At 63.7% G+C, this 20,415-nt stretch carries 17 protein-coding genes; 11 read left to right on the top strand and 6 right to left on the bottom strand.

Translation table 11 applies throughout. The annotated features are described in order from the left end of the window. Positions 1 to 19: 19 nt before the first annotated feature. The 3 genes from FJ414_RS00730 to FJ414_RS00720 are packed head-to-tail and all read right to left on the bottom strand — an operon-like array spanning position 20 to position 2,740. On the bottom strand, positions 20 to 466 hold the full coding sequence (locus FJ414_RS00730) for a hypothetical protein (protein ID WP_140640295.1): 447 nt from the start codon (positions 464 to 466) through the stop codon (positions 20 to 22). A 32-nt stretch (positions 467 to 498) separates the two neighbouring features. Further along, positions 499 to 1,470: a YVTN family beta-propeller repeat protein gene (locus FJ414_RS00725; RefSeq protein WP_140640293.1), complete on the bottom strand. Its 972-nt coding sequence runs from the start codon at positions 1,468 to 1,470 to the stop codon at positions 499 to 501. A 22-nt stretch (positions 1,471 to 1,492) separates the two neighbouring features. Then, positions 1,493 to 2,740, bottom strand: coding sequence for an ABC transporter substrate-binding protein (locus FJ414_RS00720; protein WP_140640827.1), 1,248 nt, complete (start codon positions 2,738 to 2,740; stop codon positions 1,493 to 1,495). A gap of 413 nt (positions 2,741 to 3,153) precedes the next feature. Here FJ414_RS00720 and FJ414_RS00715 point away from each other — a divergent pair, with 413 nt between their 5' ends. The 5 genes from FJ414_RS00715 (at position 3,154) to FJ414_RS00695 (ending at position 8,263) form a co-directional block, all read left to right on the top strand. Continuing rightward, on the top strand, positions 3,154 to 4,281 hold the full coding sequence (locus FJ414_RS00715) for an S-(hydroxymethyl)glutathione dehydrogenase/class III alcohol dehydrogenase (protein ID WP_140640291.1): 1,128 nt from the start codon (positions 3,154 to 3,156) through the stop codon (positions 4,279 to 4,281). Between the two features lie 66 nt (positions 4,282 to 4,347). Next, positions 4,348 to 4,917, top strand: coding sequence for an S-(hydroxymethyl)glutathione synthase (gfa, locus tag FJ414_RS00710; RefSeq protein WP_140640289.1), 570 nt, complete (start codon positions 4,348 to 4,350; stop codon positions 4,915 to 4,917). A gap of 485 nt (positions 4,918 to 5,402) precedes the next feature. After that, the gene (locus FJ414_RS00705) at positions 5,403 to 6,386 is read left to right on the top strand and encodes an ABC transporter substrate-binding protein (RefSeq protein WP_140640287.1); all 984 of its coding nucleotides are present in this window, start codon (positions 5,403 to 5,405) and stop codon (positions 6,384 to 6,386) included. A 192-nt stretch (positions 6,387 to 6,578) separates the two neighbouring features. Beyond that, positions 6,579 to 7,382: an ABC transporter permease gene (locus tag FJ414_RS00700; RefSeq protein ID WP_140640285.1), complete on the top strand. Its 804-nt coding sequence runs from the start codon at positions 6,579 to 6,581 to the stop codon at positions 7,380 to 7,382. 122 nt (positions 7,383 to 7,504) lie between these two features. Then, positions 7,505 to 8,263 (top strand): ABC transporter ATP-binding protein, encoded by a 759-nt coding sequence (locus FJ414_RS00695; protein WP_210239423.1) that lies wholly within the window; start codon positions 7,505 to 7,507, stop codon positions 8,261 to 8,263. Between the two features lie 169 nt (positions 8,264 to 8,432). Here the strand turns inward: FJ414_RS00695 and FJ414_RS00690 are convergent, their stop codons facing one another. Both FJ414_RS00690 and FJ414_RS00685 read right to left on the bottom strand, forming a co-directional pair. Further along, complete coding sequence (locus tag FJ414_RS00690; protein ID WP_140640281.1) at positions 8,433 to 10,052, bottom strand: GMC family oxidoreductase N-terminal domain-containing protein; 1,620 nt, start codon at positions 10,050 to 10,052, stop codon at positions 8,433 to 8,435. A gap of 20 nt (positions 10,053 to 10,072) precedes the next feature. Beyond that, positions 10,073 to 11,704 (bottom strand): amidohydrolase, encoded by a 1,632-nt coding sequence (locus FJ414_RS00685; RefSeq protein WP_140640279.1) that lies wholly within the window; start codon positions 11,702 to 11,704, stop codon positions 10,073 to 10,075. A gap of 281 nt (positions 11,705 to 11,985) precedes the next feature. On the opposite strand from FJ414_RS00685, the gene FJ414_RS00680 reads away from it, so the two are divergent. From FJ414_RS00680 to FJ414_RS00660, 5 genes are read left to right on the top strand one after another with little or no spacing between them, the layout of a single operon-like run. Beyond that, positions 11,986 to 13,260 (top strand): NAD(P)/FAD-dependent oxidoreductase, encoded by a 1,275-nt coding sequence (locus tag FJ414_RS00680; RefSeq protein ID WP_140640277.1) that lies wholly within the window; start codon positions 11,986 to 11,988, stop codon positions 13,258 to 13,260. Positions 13,261 to 13,295: 35 nt separating this feature from the next. After that, positions 13,296 to 13,712: a RidA family protein gene (locus FJ414_RS00675; protein WP_140640275.1), complete on the top strand. Its 417-nt coding sequence runs from the start codon at positions 13,296 to 13,298 to the stop codon at positions 13,710 to 13,712. 5 nt (positions 13,713 to 13,717) lie between these two features. Continuing rightward, complete coding sequence (locus tag FJ414_RS00670; protein ID WP_140640273.1) at positions 13,718 to 14,392, top strand: DUF1028 domain-containing protein; 675 nt, start codon at positions 13,718 to 13,720, stop codon at positions 14,390 to 14,392. A 21-nt stretch (positions 14,393 to 14,413) separates the two neighbouring features. Next, positions 14,414 to 15,904, top strand: coding sequence for an aldehyde dehydrogenase (locus FJ414_RS00665; RefSeq protein WP_140640271.1), 1,491 nt, complete (start codon positions 14,414 to 14,416; stop codon positions 15,902 to 15,904). A 45-nt stretch (positions 15,905 to 15,949) separates the two neighbouring features. Continuing rightward, positions 15,950 to 16,879 carry a LysR family transcriptional regulator gene (locus FJ414_RS00660; protein ID WP_140640269.1) on the top strand — a complete coding sequence of 310 codons (930 nt, stop codon included), beginning with the start codon at positions 15,950 to 15,952 and terminating at the stop codon, positions 16,877 to 16,879. A 6-nt stretch (positions 16,880 to 16,885) separates the two neighbouring features. Here FJ414_RS00660 and argE read toward each other — a convergent pair whose 3' ends face one another. Beyond that, positions 16,886 to 18,043 carry an acetylornithine deacetylase gene (gene argE / locus FJ414_RS00655; protein ID WP_140640267.1) on the bottom strand — a complete coding sequence of 386 codons (1,158 nt, stop codon included), beginning with the start codon at positions 18,041 to 18,043 and terminating at the stop codon, positions 16,886 to 16,888. Positions 18,044 to 18,262: 219 nt separating this feature from the next. Between argE and FJ414_RS00650 the strand changes: the two genes are divergently transcribed. Then, positions 18,263 to 20,332, top strand: coding sequence for an NAD(P)-binding protein (locus FJ414_RS00650; protein WP_140640265.1), 2,070 nt, complete (start codon positions 18,263 to 18,265; stop codon positions 20,330 to 20,332). The last annotated feature ends 83 nt before the right edge of the window (positions 20,333 to 20,415 follow it).

The raw sequence follows: 20,415 nt of genomic DNA, 5'->3' as shown, positions 1-20,415 counted from the left end.
GGTCCTCATTTGCCGGTTTTCATTTGATTGTGATCTTGCCCTTCAGGCCCTTGTCGGCAAGGTCGGCGACGGACCACGTGTATTCGCCGGGGCGCACGGTGTGGAACTGAACCAATATGGTTCCCGCATCGTCGAATTCGAGCCAGGCCGGTGCGCCGGCCATGTGCACCTCGAGATCGTTTATGACGATCTGGTCAATCCAGACGTTGCGCCAGAGATCGGTCATGAACTTGTATTCGAAGCCGCCGTGAGATGTGATCTTCCAGCGATAGCCTTGGCCGGCGACCAGTTCGAAATCCGTCCGATTGACGTCGTAGCTGGATTTGTCCGAGCCCAGGACAAGCTCGGGGAGGTTCTTGCTGGATCGCGTCACCTTCGGGGCATCATCGTCGTCGGCACTGGCCGCGAGCGGGGCAACCGCCAGTCCGACAAGAACGACGAAGGCAATCATGCGACTGGTCTTCATGGAACGAACTTCCTGGCTTGCTTGGGACATCGCTAGTTCGGCGATATGGCCACGCCCCAGGGCTGCTGGCCGACGGTGAGCGACTGGACCGGTTCATCGGTCGCCGTGTCGATGAAGGTGATGTCGTTCGAGTTGCCGTTCGTGGTGATCAGCGTCTTCTGGTCGGGGGTGAAGGCGAGATGCCAGACGCGCTGGCCGACGAGGATATATCTTTCCACTTCGTAGGTTTCGGTGTTGATCACCGCGACATGGTTTGCCGGGCCGAGCGCGACATAGGCCTTCTTGCCGTCGGCGGTTATGGCGATGCCGACGGGCTGGATGGTCTCGGCCCGCAATCCGTTGATCGCGAACTGGATTTTCTTCACCACCTGGCGCTTGGCGTTGTCGATGACGCTTACCGTGCCGCCGACCTCGGCGCTGACCCAGACCTGGGAGCCGTCGGGCTTGAATTCGGCGAAGCGCGGGCGCGTATCGACCAGGACGTTGTCCGTCACCTCATGGCTTTGCGTGTCGATGAAATGGGCCATGCTGGTGGTTTCGGAGGTGTTGACCATGGTCTTGCCGTCGGGGCTGACGCCCATGCCTTCCGGCTCGACGCCGACCGGAATCTCCGAGAGCACCGCCTTGCTCGCGACATCGACGACGGTCACCAGATTGTCGTCCTCGTTGGCGATGTAAAGCGTCTTGCCGTCAGGCGAGAGCACGAACAATTCAGGATCGGGCCCGGAGGGCAGATCGCCCACGATTTGAAGGCTCGACGTATCGATGATTTGGACCGTGTCGTCGTCGCTGGCGCACAGATAGACGAACTTGCCGTCGGGCGAAATCGTGATGCCGCGCGGCCGCTGCCCGACATCGACGGTCTTGATCACCTTCATCGTCGCCGTGTCGACGACGGTCATGGTGTTGTCCTTCTCGTTGGAGACATAGGCCGTATAGGCCGATGCCGGACCGGCCACGAGGCCGGTCGCGAGAAAGGCGAGTGCACAAGCTCGTCCTTGCACCGATTTTCCTCCCGATTGCTTTTTACTTAAGGGCGCATTTCGTCTCCGGCTGGTCGACGCCGAGCGTGTCTAGCTCGGAAACCTGATGGAGGTAGCCCTCCTGCGGCGAGGTCGAGACGACCGACTTGGCGTCGCTGAGCAGGATCGGCTGGCGCAGCTGAAGGTTCCATTTGCGGAAGGTCAGCTTCTGGCCCTTGAAGGCGGCGACCGAGAAATCGTCCGAGCGGATATAGTCGCTGATCTTTTTCGGATCGTCGCCATTGGTGCGCGTGGTGGCTTCGCCGACGGCCCGCACGGCCGTCCAGGCCGACATGTCCTTGGACAACATTCGCCGGCCCGTCGTCCTCAGGAACCGGCTTTGCATCTGGATGCCGCCCCACTGCTCACTCGCGGGATGCCATGACGAGGCGACAAGCCCGGCCGTGCCCGCGACCGGGCGCGGCGTCCAGGTGCGGTAGGGCACATAGGTTCCGAATACCTCGCTCTCGTCGGCGACCAGCACCACGTCGTGCTCCGGCAGGTCCTGCGTGAACACGGAAATCTGCTGCTGGATCTGCGTGGCGCCGGTGTCGGTGCGCCTGGCGGTGCCGGAGTCCTTGAACTCCTTCTCCGCCACGATCTGGCCACCGAAACGGGCAGCCGCGCGGCGCAACGCATCGGCGTAGAGATGGTCCTGCTCATGCGAGCCGTAGAGCAGCACCCAGTTCGGCCATTTCTTCACCATGAGATATTGCGCCAGCGCGTCGGCCAGCATGCTGCGCGTCGGCGCGATGTGGAAGACGTTTATGCGGCAGTCCTCCTCGCGCAGGCTGTCGTCGGTGGCGCCGATGTTGAAGATCAGCACGCCCTTGTCGCGCGCGATGTCGGCGATGGACAGCAATTGCCTGGCCGAGAGGTCCGCTACCACATAGCGGTCGCCCTTGACGATCAGGTCGTCGAATGCCTGAACCACATCGGCGTCCGGCTTTATTTCGGTGATGTCGAGGCTGAATTTCTGGCCGAGGAACGTTCCTGTCGTATTGTTGTCGCCGATCGCCACCTTGGCGCCGGCAGCACCCTCGTCCCTTGGCGGCAGGTCGAGCAGGGAAAGCGTCAGCTGCGGCGCGTATGCCCGCAAATAGCCTATCTTGATTTCGGTGATCTTCTTTTCAGGCTTGGCCGTTGCGGCCGGTTGCTTGCTCGCTTCCTGAGCCGGCGCACCGGAAATGTTGGCGGCCAGGAAAAGAAAGCACAAAAAGGTCGTGAGAGTGCTCGGCACCGCGCTCGTCATCGATAACATTACCCACTCTCGTGCCGGGTCCAATCCTATCGGACCGGCGCCAAGCCAAGGTGCCCGCGGAAAACTTAGCGGACGTGTTGGATTTATCAAACCTTGTAAGCTGACCTGCCACTTCTGCTTTAGTCCTATTCGCCGCCGGCAAGGCGGCCGGCGATCAAGTGGATCGCGGCATGCCGAACTGCGCGGAAAGTTCCCGGTCGATCCTCGAGATCAAGCAACGCGTCTATCGGGTGGCCACCTCGAAACAGGTGAAGGGTGGGGGGACCTTGGTAGAATAGACTTATGAGGTAGACCGTTCGATTATTGCTAGCTCACTACGGCTTGGAAACGGTATTTTTGTTGTCTGGCGGACGTCACGTCCGCCGGAACATGAAGTTTTTCGACTGCCCTGGGAGGAGTGCCTCATGAAGACGCGTGCCGCCGTTGCCGTTGCCGCCGGAAAGCCGCTTGAGATCATGGAGGTGGACCTCGAAGGGCCGCGCGACGGCGAGGTCCTGGTCGAGGTCAAGGCAACCGGCATCTGCCATACCGATGAGTTCACGCTGTCGGGCGCCGATCCGGAAGGGCTTTTTCCGGCCATCCTCGGCCATGAGGGCGCCGGCATCGTCGTCGATGTCGGCAAGGGCGTCACCTCGGTCAGGAAGGGCGACCATGTCATCCCGCTCTATACGCCCGAATGCCGGCAGTGCCCGTCCTGCCTGTCGCGCAAGACCAATCTGTGCACCGCCATCCGCGCCACGCAGGGCCAGGGCTTGATGCCCGACGGCACCTCGCGCTTCTCGATGGGCAAGGACAAGCTGTTTCATTACATGGGCTGCTCGACCTTTTCCAACTTCACCGTGCTGCCCGAGATCGCGGTCGCCAAGGTCAATCCCGACGCCCCCTTCGACAAGATCTGCTACATCGGCTGCGGCGTGACGACCGGCATCGGCGCCGTCATCAACACCGCCAAGGTCGAGCAAGGCGCGACGGCGGTCGTCTTCGGCCTCGGCGGCATCGGCTTGAACGTCATCCAGGGGCTTCGCCTTGCCGGCGCCGACATGATCATCGGCGTCGATCTGAACAACGACAAGAAGGCCTGGGGCGAGAAGTTCGGCATGACGCATTTCGTCAATCCGAAGGAGATCGACGGCGACGTCGTGCCTTACCTGGTCAACCTGACCAAGCGGGGCGCCGACCAGATCGGCGGCGCCGACTACACCTTCGACTGCACCGGCAACACCAAGGTGATGCGCCAGGCGCTGGAGGCCTCGCATCGCGGCTGGGGCAAGTCGGTCGTCATCGGCGTCGCCGGCGCCGGCCAGGAGATCTCGACCAGGCCGTTCCAACTGGTCACCGGGCGCAGCTGGATGGGCACCGCCTTCGGCGGCGCGCGGGGCCGCACCGATGTGCCAAAAATCGTCGACTGGTACATGGAAGGCAAGATCCAGATCGATCCGATGATCACCCACACGCTGAAGCTCGAGGACATCAACAAGGGCTTCGACCTCATGCATGAGGGCAAGTCGATCCGGAGCGTCGTGGTTTACTGAGGAAAAACAAGCCGCCGACCTATGGCCAGCGACTGAAGTTGCACAGGTTCAACAAGGGAGGAACTCATGCCTGAAAAACTGCATCCGAAGATCGACAATGGCCTGCCGAGGGAGAGCGCGAGCTTTGCCGGCGGCACGCTGGTCTGCCTGTGCACCAGCAATCCGGTGAAGGTGAAGGTCAAGGGCCAGATCGCCCACAACCACGCCTGCGGCTGCACCAAATGCTGGAAGCCGGACGGCGCCATCTTCTCGGTCGTGGCCGTTGCCGGCAGCGGCGATGTCACCGTGACGGAGAACGGCGACAAGCTCAAGGTGGTCGATCCCTCGGCCCTCATCCAGCGCCATGCCTGCACAAGCTGCGGCGTCCACATGTACGGCCCGGTCGAGCGCGACCATCCCTTCAAGGGCCTGTCCTTCATCCATCCCGAGCGCTTCGAGGAGGACGGCTGGTCGCCGCCGGGCTTCACCGCCTTCGTCTCCTCGATCATCGAATCCGGTGTCGATCCGAGCCGCATGGACGGCATCCGCGCCCAGCTGAAGTCGATCGGGCTCGAGCCCTATGACTGCCTCAGCCCCGGCCTGATGGACTATATCGCCACCTGGACCGCCAAGAAGTCGGGCGCCTTGGCGGCATAGTCCGCATTGCCACGTCGAGAGGCGTGGCGATCGTGCCGAAATGCCTGGGTTGCGGCCGACGAGGCCGCATCCCTCGACAGTGCCCCAAAGCGCCTGAATTTGCCACTCATCTGGCGCCGCCGTCGATTTCCCGATGGTCGAGAGCGCCTTCGATCGGGCGAGCGTCCCTACCGCTACAATCTCTTTGGTCAGCAAGCCGTTCACGGTCATTGGTGCATCTGCCGGCGCCATCGGAACCGCGGTCGCCTGGCGCCGTCAATTCAAGCGCGTCAACCATGCAGGGTCCGCTGCTTCGGTTTCGGCGAAGCAAAGGACAGAAAAAGACTTCTTTTTGCGATCCGGCCCGGATGCTCTCTTGCGGGACCTAGAACAAGGCCCGCCTGGGAGGGCGACGCATAACAAGAGAGCGGCTGCCGAAACGACAGCCTGGCATACGCCACTCGAACGAGGTCGATGCCGGTAACAGCCATAGGGGAACCACGATAATGAAGACATTCCGAAACTGCCTGATGACCGCGGTCAGCGCGGGCCTGCTGGGCCTGGGGCTTGCCGCTCCCGCCAACGCCGGCGCCATTCGCCTCGGCATGACCACCTGGGTGGGCTACGGGCCGCTGTTCCTTGCTCGCGACCTTGGCTACTTCAAGGAAGCCGGCGTCGATGTCGACCTGAAAGTCATCGAAGAATCAGCGCTTTACATGGCGGCGGTGGCCGGCGGCGATCTCGACGGCGCCGCCTCCACCGTCGACGAACTGATGAAGTACCGCTCGGACGAGCTCTGCTTCAAATACGTGGTGGCGCTTGACGACAGCCATGGCGGCGACGGTGTCGTCACGCAGGCCGACGTCAAATCGCTCAAGGATTTGAAAGGCCAGCCCGTCGCCTTAAACGAGGGCTCTGTTTCCGAATTCTGGTTCAACGTGCTCCTGAAAAAGGAAGGCATGACCGAGGACGATGTCAGCGTCACCAACATGACCGCCGACGATGCGGCGACCGCGTTCATCGCCGGCCAGGTTCCCGCCGCCGTGACCTGGGAGCCGCACCTCACCGAAGTCCGCAAGGGCGGAAAGGGCAAGGTGCTGATCGATTCCACGACCACGCCTGGCCTGATCGTCGATGTGATCGCGCTCAAATGCGACCTGATCGAGAAGCACCCCGAGGATGTGAAGGCCCTCATCAAGGGCTATTACAAGGCGGTCGACTACATCAAGACCAACCCGGAAAAGGCCTATGAGATCATGGCCAAGGGCATTGGCGGCTATCTCGAGAAGCCCGAGGATTTCGCGGCCGGCGCCCAGGGCGTGCGCTACTACGACCGCGCCCGCAACCTGGAATTCTTCGGCACGCCGGAGAAAAGCGAAGCGTCCGACCTGGTGAACTTCGCGCAGGACATCTGGGGCAAGGCCGGCAAGCTCAAGATGACGATCGACTCGAAGACCATCCTCGACACCGATTTCATCAAGGAACAGTGAGCCTTCGGGATAGCCGGAGTCGGCCCGCCCGGGCCGATCCCGGTTTCTCGAACGCCTGAGCTTCGCGCCTGGGGTCGGTTCACCGTTTCGCCGAAACGGCGAACCTCTCTATCATTTGTTTTGACGCAATTCCGAACGGAAAGCCGCGCTCGCTTTTGGTGGAATTGCTCTAAAATCAACGGAGGCCATCTTATGGCACAAAGGCGGACGGCGTGGACACGCCTGACGACCCCATTCGCCAACATCCCCGCCAGCACGGCAACGACACTCGCGCTGGCGATGTGGGTGGTCGTGATCGGCGGCTGGGCGTTGCTGTCCTATGGCCGCGTCGTGCCGAACATGTTCCTGCCGACGCCCGGAACGGTGCTGCAAACGACCTATCGCATGTCGCTGGACGGCAGCCTTTTCTACCACACGCTCACCAGCGCCAAGGTGGTCATCCTGGGCTTCATCGTGTCCTCGGTGATCGCGGTGCCGCTGGGACTGTGGATGGGGACCTACCGGGCGGTGCAGGCACCGCTGGAGCCGCTGGTCAATTTCATCCGCTACCTGCCGGTGACCTCCTTCGTGCCGCTGTTCATCCTTTGGATCGGCATCGGCATCGAGCAGCGCATCGCGGTCATCTTCTTCGGCACATTCTTCCAGCAGCTGGTGATGATCTCCGACTGCGCGCGCAGTGTGTCCAGGGATCTGGTCAACGCCTCCTACACTCTGGGCACCAAGCGCTCGGAGGCGGTGTGGCACGTCATTTTCCCTGCCGCGCTTCCCTCGATACTCGACACGCTTCGCGTCACCATGGGCTGGGCCTGGACATATCTCGTCGTGGCGGAGCTCGTCGCGGCGTCGAGCGGCCTCGGCTATATCAGCCTCAAGGCGATGCGCGGCTTCCAGGTCGATGTGATCTTCATGGCGATCGCCGCGATCGGGCTTCTCGGCCTGATCACCGACACCGCATTCCGCATTCTGCGGGCAAGGGTCGCGCCATGGGCACCTTGATGTTGAACGCATCCTCGCAAACCGCAGCCGGATCAAGGGTAGTGATGACCGAAACCGTCAAGGCGAACATTCCGGCCGGCACGGCCCATGCGGCCGGCGATCCGCATTCGACCGGCACCACGATGGCCATCGAGGACGTGACGCTGCGCTATGGCGACGCCAACGGCGTGCTGGCGCTGGACGATGTGTCGCTGAAGGTGGCGAAGAACGAATTCTGCGTCATCGTCGGCCCTTCGGGATGCGGCAAATCCAGCCTGCTTTATCTCGCCGCCGGCCTCAATGACGCGACCTCGGGCACTATCAAGGTGGACGGCAGGGAAGTGATCGAACCCGGCCCCGACAGAGGGATGGTGTTCCAGAGCTACACCCTGTTTCCCTGGCTTACGGTGCGCGCCAACATCGAATATGGACCCAAGCGCAAGGGCCTGCCGGCGGAGCAGCGCAAGCAGATCGTCGACCAGTATCTCAACGAGGTCGGCCTCGCGCCCTTTGCCGACCATTATCCGGCGCAGCTCTCGGGCGGCATGAAGCAGCGCGTGGCGATCGCCCGCGCGCTCGCCAATGATCCGGCCGTCCTCTTGATGGACGAGCCGTTCGGCGCGCTCGACAGCCAGACGCGCGGCACCATGCAGAAGCTGCTCCTGCGCGTCTGGGAGCGGCAGCAGAAAACGGTGCTGTTCGTCACCCACGACATCGATGAGGCGCTGGTGCTTGGCGATCGCGTTCTGGTGATGACGGCCAGGCCCGGCAAGATCAAGGCCGAGATCAAGGTCGACATCCCGCGGCCGCGCTCGATGGACGTGATCCTCGAACCCGACTTCATCGCGCTCAAGCGCCGCATCCTCGGCCTCCTGCACGACGAGATCGACGAGGATCACTAATGCATGTCGCCCAAAAGCGCGCGGCGGTTTTGGGCGAATGACATCCATAGACAGAGACTTAAGCGCGTGACGCGCTTTAAGAGCAATCTCAAGCAATCACAAACAGTTGGGGGCAGTCCTGCGTGCAAACGCTGAACTGCCCTCAAACGTCAAAGGCCGAGGCGATCTTCTACCTTTGGCCGCGATGCGCCGAGCCGAGGATCATCTCCGAAGCCTTCTGCCCGATCATCATGCTTGGCGCGTTGGTGTTGCCGCCGATCAGCTTCGGCATGACCGAGGCATCGGCGATCCGCAGCCCGTCCACGCCGCGCACCTTGAGCGTCGCCGGATCGACGACAGCCATATCGTCGGTTCCCATCTTGCAGGTTCCGACGGGGTGATAAACCGTCAGCGCCTCGGCGCGCAGATAGGCGAGGATCTCGTTGTCGCTGCGGACATCCTTGCCCGGCAGCATCTCCTTGCCGCGCACCGCGTCGAACTCGGGCGAGGCAAAAATCTGGCGCGCGATCTTGATGCCTTCGACCAGCACCATGGCGTCGTCTTCATGCGTGAAGAAGCGGTGGTCGATCAGGACGTCGCGGCGGGAACTGTCGCGCGACAGCCTGATCTCGCCCACGCTTTTCGGCCGAAGCACGCAGGTGTGAATGGCGTAGCCGTGGCCGTATTCGATCAGCCTGCCGCGATGGCTGCGATAGCCGGGCACGAAGTGGAACTGGATGTCGGGAAAGCCGTTCGCGTGCCTGGTCTTCGCGAAGCCGCCGGCTTCGACATAGTTGGTGGTGAGCATACCCTTGCGGCGCGCGAAATACTGGAAGGGTGCCGCCGCGATACGGGGCAGGTTGGCGATCGACAAGCCGAGCGTCCTGGTGCTCCTGGAGCGCACCGTGATCATGCCGTCGACATGGTCCTGCAGGTTCTTGCCGACACCCGGCAGATCAAGAACCGGCGTGATGCCGATCTGCCGGAGCTCGGCTGCGGGGCCGATGCCGGACGCCATCAGGATCTTGGGCGAATTGATGGCGCCGGCCGAGAGCACGATCTCGCGGTTTGCGGAGAGCGTCTTCTGCTGGCCCTCGTGCCGCACGCGCATTGCCGTGGCGCGGCCTTCGGCAATGACGAGGTCGATCACCTCGCATTGGCTGAGCAGCGTCAGGTTCCTGCGGTCGAGCACTGGGCGCATGAAGGCACTGAAGCTGCTGAAGCGCTGACCCCTATCTTGCGTGACGTTGTAGATGCCGAGGCCGAACTGGCTTTCGGCATTGAAGTCCGCGTTGGCGGGCAGGCCGGCGTTCCTGCCGGCCTTGACGAACATGCTGGAAAGCACGTTCGGATCACGCGGATTGTCGACCAGCAATTCGCCGTCGTCGCCATGATAGCGCGGGTCCTGTCCGAGCAGATTGCGCTCCAGTTTCCTGAACACCGGCAGCACGTCGCGATAGGCCCAGCCGGCGCAGCCGAGTCCTGCCCATTCGTCATAGTCATCGGCCGCGCCGCGAATATAGACCATCGAGTTGATCGAGCTCGATCCACCCAGCGCCTTGCCGCGATTGACCGGAATGCGGCGGTTGTTGAGCTCAGGCTGCGGGACCCCGACGAAACAATAGTCGTAGGCCGGGTTGCCGTAGAGCGAGAGGATGCCCGCCGGCACCTTGACCCGCAGGCTGTTGTCGCTGCCGCCGGCCTCGATCAGGCACACTTTGACCGACGGATCGGCGCTCAGCCGATTGGCGACCACGCAACCGGCCGAACCCGCGCCGACGACGATGTAGTCAAATTCAGCCGCTTCCATCCAACCCCCAAGACGCGGCCTCAAGCCGCCGGTTCGTCCCAGACCGATCTGCCGCCGACGATCGTTTTCAGCACCTTGATGTCCGCGATTCTGTCCGGCTCGACCTGCAGCGGATCATCGGAAAGGACGATGAAGTCGGCGAGCTTTCCCGCCGCCAAACTGCCCTCGTCGTTTTCCCGGTGGCAGGCAAAGGCCGCCCCCAGCGTATAGGCATGAACCGCCTGCGCGACGCTGATCCTCTGCTCAGGGACCCAGCCGCCTTCCGGCTGGTGGTCCCGGCTCTGGCGCAACACCGCATTGCGAATGCCGACGAGTGGATTGAGGTCGACGATGGGCCAGTCAGTTCCGAACGCGACGGCGCCCGCGGCCTCGAGGATGGAGCGAACCGGAAAGGCCCGCGGAAGAGATCCGGAGCCGACACGCATTTCCCAAAGCCCTTCCATCCCGAGCCATTGGTCTCGTGGATAGATCATGGCGGGCTGGAAGCTGGCTATCGCTCCTATCTCGCCAAAACGCTCGATGTCGCGCGCGGCGGGTATTTCGCAATGCTCTACCCGCGGCCGGCGCTGCCGCGAGCGTTCCCCATCCGCGGCATAGGCGTCGAGGGCCATTTCGATGGCGCCCGTCCCGATCGCGTGTGTCCAGACCTGAAATCCTTCCTGCTGCGCATGGCTGACGGCCGCGTTGTAGGCCGATACCTTCCAAAGGCATGTTCCGGTTTCGCCCGGTTTGTCGGCATAGCCCTGGGGCATGAAGCCGGTGTGGGATTCCAGCACGCCGTCCAGGAAGAATTTGACGACGCGCCCGTCGAGAAAGTCAGGGTCGAGGTCACCCCTCCATCCGGACACGCGCGCAATCACCTCGTCGAGGTTCGAATCCGGGTTTGCAATGCTCGAAAGCGTGAACCGCAGGCTTAGCTCGCCATTCGCGAATATCTCTGCCAGCAAGGGGACCGCTTCGTCGTCCATCCCGGCGCTTTGAACCCGCGACAGTCCCAAACGGCTTGCTTCCTTGATGGCGGAGAGCAGCGCCGCTCGCATATCGGATTTCGAGGATTGGGGGACCAAAGTTTCAAACTGGGACCACGCTTTCTCCTTCAACCACCCGGTCGGCTCGCCGTTCGCATCTCTCACGATCTCGCCACCTTCGGAGTCGGGCGTGTCCCTTGTGATGCCGGCAAGTTCCAGCGCCTTGCTGTTCACCCAGGCCGCGTGCGCCATGCCGGAGCGGAAGAAAACCGGGCGATCGGCAACAACCCGATCGAGCAGCGATTTGTGGAAGCCGCCTTCGGGGAGATCGGAGTAGCCGTAACTGAATTCGCTGCCCACGATCCATGCGCGGTCGGGATGGGTTTGCGAATAGGCCTTCAACCGGGCGAGGACGTCGCCAAAGGTGTTTGCCTCGCGCAACCGTACTTCATCGAGATATTTGCTCCCCCAGGCAAAATGGACATGGGAGTCGATGAAGGCCGGCATTGCGAACCGACCCTGGAGATCGACGATTTCGGCATTCGCGGAAGCCTGCGCCCTGACGGAGGACCAAGAGCCGACAGCAACGATGCGGTCGCCGCGAACCAGCATCGCCTCAGCAACGGGATTCGCCGCATCGACCGTGTATAGCGCGCCGTTTGTATAAAGGGTCTCTCGCGCCATCTCACTCTCAGCGGTCGTCGCTCCGATGCGGGTGACGCAGGGAACCACCAAACCCAAGGCGCAAGAATTACTTTTTCCAGCACCCGTGCTTAGGGTCCGCCTAAGCTTTTCCCGATGTCCGGAGGCGGGAATTGGATGCCCCTCGGCGATCCCGTTCCAGCGTTTAGGGATAAGCTAAGCACTGACACATGAAATCATAATTTTCGCCCCGCCAGCCCGTCACTAAAAGCAAACCGGACCTCCATCGCAGCGGCGAAAGCCCTATCGAAAGAGACGTGGATATGTCGGTTGAGAAGGTAGACACGCTCGTCGTCGGCGGCGGCCAGGCCGGGGTGGCGATGAGCGAGCACCTGAGCAAATGCGGAGTGCCTCATCTTGTCCTCGAACGCGGCCGGATCGCCGAACGCTGGCGCTCGCAGCGGTGGGACTCCCTGGTCGCCAACGGTCCGGCCTGGCATGACCGGTTTCCGGGCATGGAGTTTCCCGTGACTGGCCCCGATGGCTTTCCTTCCAAGGAGGAGGTCGCCGACTATTTCGTCGCCTATGCAAAGCAGATCAACGCGCCGATCCGCTGTGGCGTGGAGGTCAAGCTCGTGCAGAGAAATGTCGGTCGTCCGGGATTTCGCGTCGAGACGTCGGATGGCGTGATCGAAGCCAACAGCATTGTTGCCGCGACCGGACCTTTTCAGGTCCCCGTCATCCCGCCCGTCGTTCCTGCGGATGCCGGCATCCTGCAAATCCACTCCAGCGCCTACCGCAACCCGGCGCAACTGCCAAAGGGTGCGGTGCTGGTGGTCGGCGCGGGATCCTCGGGCGTGCAGATTGCCGACGAGTTGCAGCGCTCAGGCAGGCGCGTCTATCTCTCGGTCGGCCCGCACGATCGCCCGCCGCGCGCCTATCGCGGCCGCGACTTCTGCTGGTGGCTGGGCGTTCTCGGCAAATGGGACCTGGAAACCCCGGGATCCGGCACGGAACATGTCACGATCGCGGTCAGCGGCGCTCGCGGCGGCGAGACGATTGATTTCCGCCGCCTGGCCGCGCGGGGGCTTACGCTTGTCGGTATGACAAAGACATACCAGGACGGCGTGATGACCTTCGCGCCGGACCTTGCAAAGAACATTGCCCGCGGCGACGCCAATCTGATGTCGTTGCTGGACGAAGCCGACGCCTATGTTGCCCGCAACGGTCTCGACCTTCCGGAAGAACCCGCTCTGCGCAAGATCGACCCCGATCCGGACTGCGTGACCAATCCGATTCGCGAACTCGACCTGGCCGAGGCCGGGGTCGCGACGATCATCTGGGCAACGGGCTTTGCCGTCGATTACAGCTGGCTGAAGGTCGACGCTTTCGACGAGAAGGGCCGGCCAAGGCATCAGCGAGGCGTCTCGGTCGAGCCCGGGATCTACTTCCTGGGACTGCCCTGGCAGTCGCGAAGAGGGTCGAGCTTCATATGGGGCGTCTGGCACGATGCCAAGCATGTGGCCGACCGTATTTCGACGCAGCGCAAATATCTGGCCTATCACGCCGCCGCGACCCGCGAGCCCGTGGACGCCTGACCAAAGCTGCGAGCCCGACCCTTATGGAGACCAAGATGGCGCATACGCGAATTCGCAAATTCAACACCAAGGACACCTATCCCGAGCAGAAGCTCGACAATGATCTCTGCCAGGCGGTCGTCACGCGTGGCGGCCGGACCGTCTATCTGCGTGGGCAGTGCCCGCAGGACCTCGATACGGCGAAGAACATCGACAGCCACGATCCGGTCGAACAGACCCACAAGGTCATGCAGAACATCAGGCAGCTCATCGAGGAATGCGGCGGCACGATGGAGCATCTGGTGAAGGTGGTTATCTACATCACCGACGTCCGCCATCGCGAAGCCGTCTACCGGACGATGGGCGAGTACATCAAGGGCGTCCATCCGGTTTCGACCGGGCTGGTCGTGTCGGCCCTGGCGCGGCCGGAATGGCTGGTTGAGATCGACGGCACCGCCGTCATCCCGGACTGAACGCCATGACCTTTTCCATCGTCGCGCGCTGCAGGCGCACAGGCATGTTCGGCGTCGCGGTGTCCTCGTCGTCTCCGGCGGTCGCGGCGCGTTGCGCCTACGCGCAGGCCGGCGTCGGCGCGGTCGCCAGTCAGAACGTCACCGACCCGACGCTCGGGCCACGGGCGCTGGAGTTGATGGCGCGCGGCGCCTCGGCCACGGAGGCCGTCGCGATCCTGAAGCGCACGGGCGCTTTTATCGAATACCGGCAGATACTGGCTGTCGACGCCGCGGGCGTCAGCGTGATCCACTCCGGGCCGAAAGCGCTCGGCATCTGGGCCGAGGCGCGCGGCGAGGACGTGGCCTGCGGCGGCAACCTGCTTGCAAACGACGGCGTCCCGCGCGCCATGGTCGAGGCCTTCCTTGCCTCGGAAGGCGATCTCGGCGATCGGCTGATCGCCACGATGCGCGCCGCGCTCAAAGCTGGCGGCGAGGCGGGGCCAGTCCGCTCCGCCGGTATGAAGCTGGTGCGCGATGTTTCCTGGCCCGTCGCCGACCTGCGTTGTGACTGGACCGAGGACTGCCCGATCGAGCAGCTGGCAGGGCTGTGGGACATCTACAAGCCCCAACTCGATGCCTACGTGACCCGCGCCCTCAACCCGTCCGGCGCGCCGAGCTATGGCGTTCCCGGTGACGAGTAGTACCGGCAGTCTGGAGTCAGCATGAGCGAACTCAGCCATAAGGAATGGATCGGCAAGGCGTCGGCGATCCGCTTTCGCGACAAAGCCTTCATCGACGGCAAGGCGGTGCCGGCGCGCTCCGGCCGAACCTTTGCCAGCATCAATCCGGCCACGGGAGCGACGCTCGCCGAGGTCGCCTCCTGCGGAGAAGAAGACATCGATCTGGCCGTCGCCGCGGCCCGGCGCAGCTTCGAGGCCGGCGTGTGGTCGCGAACGGCCCCCGCGCATCGCAAGCAGGTACTGCTCAGGCTGGCGGAGCTGCTGCGCGAGAACCTGCCGGAGCTCGCGCTGCTGGAATCGCTGGATATGGGCAAGCTGGTCAAGGACGCGGCCACCATCGACGTGCCGGGCTCGGCGGCGATCTTCCAGTGGTATGGCGAAGCGATCGACAAGGTCTATGACGAGGTGGCGCCGACCGGCCATGGCGACTTGGCGCTGGTACGACGCGAGCCGCTTGGCGTCGTGGGTGCCGTGGTGCCATGGAATTTCCCCCTCGACATGGCGACCTGGAAATGCGCGCCGGCGCTGGCGGCAGGCAATTCGGTGGTGCTGAAGCCGGCCGAGCAATCGCCTTTCTCGGCGCTCAGGCTGGCGGAGCTCGCCATGCAGGCGGGCTTGCCCGCCGGCGTGCTCAATGTGGTGCCCGGCCTCGGCGAGACCGCCGGCCAGGCGCTTGGCCGCCATATGGACGTCGATTGCCTCGCCTTCACCGGGTCGACCGCCGTGGGCAAGCTGTTCCTGCAATATTCCGGCCAGTCGAACATGAAGCAGGTCTGGCTGGAGACCGGCGGCAAGAGCCCCAATCTGGTGTTCGCCGATTGCGCGGACCTGGACGCTGCGGCCGACATGGCCGCCTTCGGCATCTTCTTCAACCAGGGCCAGGTGTGCTCGGCCAATTCCCGGCTTCTGGTGGAGCGCGGCATCAAGGATGCGCTGGTCGAGAAGCTGGCCGAGCGCGCAGCGGCGACGCAACCCGGCGACCCACTCGATCCGGCATCCAGGATGGGGGCGATGGTCGACGCGCGGCACACCGCGACCGTCATGCGCTTCATCGATGGCGGCAGGAAGTCGGCCCGGTTGGTCACGGGCGGCGGCCGGATCTCGGTCGACGGGCGCGGCAGCTTCGTGCAGCCCACCATCTTCGACAATGTTGCGCCCGAGGATCCGCTTGCCCGCGACGAGATATTCGGCCCGGTGCTGTCTGTCATCGCCTTCGACACCGAAGACGAGGCGCTCCGGATTGCCAATGACAGCGTCTACGGGCTGGCGGCATCGCTTTGGACCGACAGCCTGTCGCGGGCACACCGCATCGCGGAAAGACTGCGGGTGGGCACGGTTTCGGTGAACACCGTCGATGCGCTGAGCCCGATGACACCCTTCGGCGGCTTCAAGCAGTCCGGCTTCGGTCGCGACCTGTCGCTGCACGCGCTCGACAAATACACGGCGCTGAAAACCACCTGGATCAAGTACTGAGGACCGTGACCTTGATCACCGGGTGCAAACCGGCAACATAGGACCATGCCGCTCCGCTTCACACTCAGACAACTCGAGTACTTCGTCGCCGTCGGCGAGGCGGGTTCGATTGCCAAGGCAGCCGAGCAGGTGAATGTCTCTCCGCCGTCGATCTCGGCGTCGATCGCCCAGCTCGAAGCGGAGTTCGGCGTCCAGCTCTTCGTGCGCAAGCACTCGCATGCCCTGGCGCTGACGGCGGGCGGGCGCCTGTTCCTCAAGGAAGCCGCGCGGCTGCTCAACGATGCGGATGCGCTGCATGACATTGCCGGCGATATCGCGGAAAAAGTGCGCGGACCGCTGGCGATCGGCTGCCTGCTGACCTTCGCGCAGATCGTGCTGCCGGCGCTGCGCCGGAAATTCGAGGACGCCTTTCCGGATGTGCGCGTCAGGCAGTTCGAGCGCAACCAGGGGCAGTTGTTCGAGATGCTGCAGCGTGGCGAAATAGACGCAGCACTGACCTACGATCTCGAATTGTCGCAGGACATGACGTTCGAGCCGCTGATGCAGCTGCCGGCCTATGTCATGCTGCCGGCCGCGCATCGCCTGGCCGCGAGGGCGGGCATCACGCCCGAGGAACTGGTCGACGAGCCGATGGTGCTGCTCGATCTGCCCTATAGCCGCGAATACTTCCTCTCGGCGTTCCAAGGCCTGCGGCCCAGGATCGTCGAGCGCACTGGCGATATCGCCGTGATGCGTTCGATGGTGGCCAATGGCTTCGGCTACGGCATCGCCAATATGCGGCCGCTCAACACCATGTCGCCGGACGGCAAGCTGCTGGTCTTCGTGCCCTTGCTGGGGGACCTCCGGCCGCTGACCATGGGAATCGCGCTGCCGAACGCCGAGCACCGCACGCTGACGGTGCAGGCCTTCATCGACCACTGCCGCCGCTTCGTGGTCGAGCAGGGCGTCTTCGGCACCGAACGCATCGTCAAGTGAGCGACATCACGGCCAGCCGTCGACGAGCCGTGACAGCAGCCTCTCCAGCATCTCGTCGCAACGCCGCAGCTGTTCGACGCTGACGAACTCGTCCGGCTTGTGCCCCTGCGCCATCGAGCCCGGTCCGCAGACGACGGCGGGCGTGCCGAGATCGCGGCTGAACAAGCCGCCTTCCGTGCCGAAAGCGACCTTCATGGTGCTATTGGCGCCGGTCAGCGATTTGACGAAGGCGACGGCTTCCGAAGCGGCCGGCGTGTCGAGACCCGGATAGGTGTTGGTGATCTCGATGTCGATCGCCGCTTCGGGCGCGATCGAAGCGGCGTCGGCGGCAATGCGCGCCGCAGCACTGCGCAGCCTGTCGAGAATGCCGGCGGCATCGTCGGCGGCGACGTTGCGGATCTCGAAATCGACCTGGCAAAGGTTGGGCACGATGTTGAGCGCCACGCCGGCATTGATCTTGCCGACATGCACGGTCGTGTAGGGAATGTCGTAGTCGCCGTCGCGAGCGCCGTCGCGGGCCAGCCGATCCTGTTCGTCGCGCAGGGCCCGCACGAAATCACAACCGAGATGGATGGCGTTGAGCGCCAGCGGGGCGAGCGCAGAATGGCCTTCGCGTCCCTTGCAGAGAGCGCGCGCCGCAAGCTTGCCCTTGTGCCCGGTCGCCACCTGCATGTTGGTCGGCTCGCCGACGATGCACAGCAGCGGCCGCTGGGGCGCTGCACTCAGCATCTCGATCAGGTCGCGCACGCCGAGACATCCGACTTCCTCGTCGTAGGAGAGCGCCAGATGCAAGGGCGTGCCCAGCGCCATCTTCCGGGCCTTGAGACAGGCCGCGAGAGCCGAGGCCACGAAACCCTTCATGTCCGCCGCGCCGCGCCCGAAAAGCTTGCCGTCGCGCTCGGTCATCGCGAATGGCGGCAGGATCCAGTTCTGGCCGTCGACGGGAACGACGTCGGTATGGCCGGACAGCATGATGCCGGGCTTGTCGGCCGGTCCGATGGTAGCAAAGAGATTGGCCTTGTGGCCGTCCGCGCTGTGGATGATCTGGCTGGCGATGCCGCTCGCTCCGAGCAGCTCCGCCGCATAGCCGATGAGGTCGAGGTTCGAGTCGCGGCTCACCGTCGGGAAGGCAATCAGCTTTTCGAGGATCCTGGTGCTGTCCATATCTCTTGTTCCGTTGCCGCAGCCGGCTGTTTACATCGCGCCGTAGCGGTCCTGAAGTCGCATTTGGCTCAGCCCCGATTCATCGCAGGCTAATCCATGCAAGGCGATTAGGCGCGTCCTAATCCGCACAGAAGAAATCCATAGTTTTCCCGCGCCGGCGCCAACTTATGAGTAGTCTCGGCAACTGCGGCAGCGCCAAGCCGACAGGAAGGAAGCACCATGCGCGACCCACGCTACGACATTCTGTTCGAGCCGATGAAGATCGGTCCGGTGACGGCCAAGAACCGCTTCTACCAGGTCCCCCATTGCAATGGCGGCGGTTATCGCGATCCGTCGGCCGCTGCCGAGATGCGCCGGATGAAATCCGAAGGTGGCTGGGGTGTCATCTTCACCGAGCAGACGGAGATGCACCACACCTCCGAGATCACGCCCTTCATCGAGCTCAGGCTCTGGGACGACGCCGATATTCCGGCCTTGGCCAAGATGGCCAAGGCGATGCACGAATATGGCGCGCTGGCCGGCGTCCAACTCGCCTATTCCGGCATCAACGGCCCCAATCTCTACACCAAGGAGGTCCCGCGCGGGCCGTCGGCCTTGCCGATCCGCACCTTCACCAACGATCCGGTGCAGGCGCGCGCGATGGACAGAGAGGATATTCGCGATCTGCGCCGCTGGCACCGCAACGCCTTCAAACGCGCAAAGCAGGCAGGCTTCGATTTGGTCTGCCTCTACGGCGCGCACGGCTTCGGCATCATCCAGCACTTCCTGTCCACTGCCACCAACCAGCGCAGCGACGAATATGGCGGCTCGCTGGAAAACCGCTCGCGGCTGATGCGCGAACTGATCGAGGAAGGGCGCGACGCGATCGGCGACACGTGCGGCCTGACGCTCAGGCTGTCGCTCGACGAGATGATCGGCGAGCTTGGCTTCGCCAATTCGGAAGTCCGCGACATGATCGAGATGCATGCCGAGCTGCCTGATCTCTGGGATCTCGCCCACGGCGCCTGGGAGGATTGCTCGGGACCGTCGCGCTTCAAGGAAGAGGCGGCGCAGGAAAGCCTCGTCTCCGGCATCAAGAAGCTGACCTCGAAGCCGGTCGTCGGTGTCGGCCGCTTCACCTCGCCGGATGTCATGGTCAGGATGATCAAGTCGGGCACGCTCGACTTCATCGGCTGCGCCCGCCCGTCGATCGCCGATCCCTTCCTGCCGAGGAAGGTCGAGGAAGGCCGCATCGAGGATATCCGCGAATGCATCGGCTGCAACATCTGCATCACCGGCGACATGACGATGTCGATCTCGCGCTGCACGCAGAACCCGACCTTCATGGAGGAATGGCGCAAGGGCTGGCATCCGGAGCGCATACAGGCAAAGGGCGACAGCGACAGCGTGCTGATCGTCGGCGCCGGGCCCGCCGGACTGGAGGCCGCCCGCGCGCTCGGCCTGCGCGGCTACCAGGTGGCTTTGGCCGAGGCTGGCACCGAGCTTGGCGGCCGCGTGGCGCGCGAGTGCCTGCTGCCGGGCCTGTCGGCCTGGGGCCGGGTGCGCGACTACCGGCAGTACCAGCTCAGCCAGATGCCGAATGTAGACATCTATTTCGAGAGCCGGCTGTCGGCGGACGACATCCTGTCCTTCGGCTTCCAGAACGTCGCCATCGCCACCGGATCGTCCTGGCGGCGCGACGGCGTGGCACGCGCCCATGTCGTGCCGATGCCGATCGACGCCGCAATGCCGGTCTACACGCCCGACGATCTGATGGGCGGCAAGGTGCCCTCCGGCAACGTCGTGCTGTTCGACGACGACCACTATTACATGGGCGGCGTGCTGGCCGAGCTGATGGCGCGCCAGGGCGCGAAAGTGACCCTGGTAACCCCTTCGGCCTATGTCTCGGACTGGACCCGCAACACGCTGGAGCAGGGGGCCATCCACCGCCGCCTGGCGGAGTTGGGGGTCGATATCGTCCTCAACAGGACCGTCACGAGCATCGTTTCGGGCGGCCTCGCGACGGCCTGCGTCTATACCGGCGCGAAACAGGACATGGCCGCCGATGCCGTCGTCCTGGTGACGTCGCGCAATCAGGACGACGCCGTCTGGCACGCGCTGAAAGCCCGGGAAAACGAGTGGGCCAACAATGGCATCCGTTCGGTCAAGGTCATCGGCGATGCGGAAGCGCCGGGACCGATCGCCTGGGCTACCTATGCCGGCCATCGCTTCGCCCGCGAGCTGGACGAAGCCGATATCGGTGACGCGCTGCCTTTCCGGCGTGAGGTGACGGCGCTGGCGGACGGCTAGCGCCGCTCAATTGGGACCCTTCGAGGCGATCGACCGGCGCGGTAGCGCTTTGCTAGATCCGCGCGGCTTCCGTCGGCAGATCG

Source organism: Mesorhizobium sp. B3-1-6 (assembly GCF_006439555.1).
Classification (GTDB): Bacteria; Pseudomonadota; Alphaproteobacteria; order Rhizobiales; family Rhizobiaceae; genus Mesorhizobium.
Note: the sequence above shows the minus strand (reverse complement) of the source record. Positions and strands in the feature narration are given on the sequence as shown.

Coding starts and splice junctions, on each gene's coding strand:
- FJ414_RS00670 (WP_140640273.1), top strand. CDS start 13,718: ATGACCTTTTCCATCGTCGCGCGCTGCAGGCGCACAGGCATGTTCGGC.
- FJ414_RS00690 (WP_140640281.1), bottom strand. CDS start 10,052: ATGGAAGCGGCTGAATTTGACTACATCGTCGTCGGCGCGGGTTCGGCC.
- FJ414_RS00700 (WP_140640285.1), top strand. CDS start 6,579: ATGGCACAAAGGCGGACGGCGTGGACACGCCTGACGACCCCATTCGCC.
- FJ414_RS00650 (WP_140640265.1), top strand. CDS start 18,263: ATGCGCGACCCACGCTACGACATTCTGTTCGAGCCGATGAAGATCGGT.
- argE (WP_140640267.1), bottom strand. CDS start 18,043: ATGGACAGCACCAGGATCCTCGAAAAGCTGATTGCCTTCCCGACGGTG.
- FJ414_RS00720 (WP_140640827.1), bottom strand. CDS start 2,740: ATGACGAGCGCGGTGCCGAGCACTCTCACGACCTTTTTGTGCTTTCTT.
- FJ414_RS00695 (WP_210239423.1), top strand. CDS start 7,505: ATGGCCATCGAGGACGTGACGCTGCGCTATGGCGACGCCAACGGCGTG.
- FJ414_RS00665 (WP_140640271.1), top strand. CDS start 14,414: ATGAGCGAACTCAGCCATAAGGAATGGATCGGCAAGGCGTCGGCGATC.
- gfa (WP_140640289.1), top strand. CDS start 4,348: ATGCCTGAAAAACTGCATCCGAAGATCGACAATGGCCTGCCGAGGGAG.
- FJ414_RS00730 (WP_140640295.1), bottom strand. CDS start 466: ATGAAGACCAGTCGCATGATTGCCTTCGTCGTTCTTGTCGGACTGGCG.
- FJ414_RS00715 (WP_140640291.1), top strand. CDS start 3,154: ATGAAGACGCGTGCCGCCGTTGCCGTTGCCGCCGGAAAGCCGCTTGAG.
- FJ414_RS00675 (WP_140640275.1), top strand. CDS start 13,296: ATGGCGCATACGCGAATTCGCAAATTCAACACCAAGGACACCTATCCC.
- FJ414_RS00685 (WP_140640279.1), bottom strand. CDS start 11,704: ATGGCGCGAGAGACCCTTTATACAAACGGCGCGCTATACACGGTCGAT.
- FJ414_RS00660 (WP_140640269.1), top strand. CDS start 15,950: ATGCCGCTCCGCTTCACACTCAGACAACTCGAGTACTTCGTCGCCGTC.
- FJ414_RS00680 (WP_140640277.1), top strand. CDS start 11,986: ATGTCGGTTGAGAAGGTAGACACGCTCGTCGTCGGCGGCGGCCAGGCC.
- FJ414_RS00705 (WP_140640287.1), top strand. CDS start 5,403: ATGAAGACATTCCGAAACTGCCTGATGACCGCGGTCAGCGCGGGCCTG.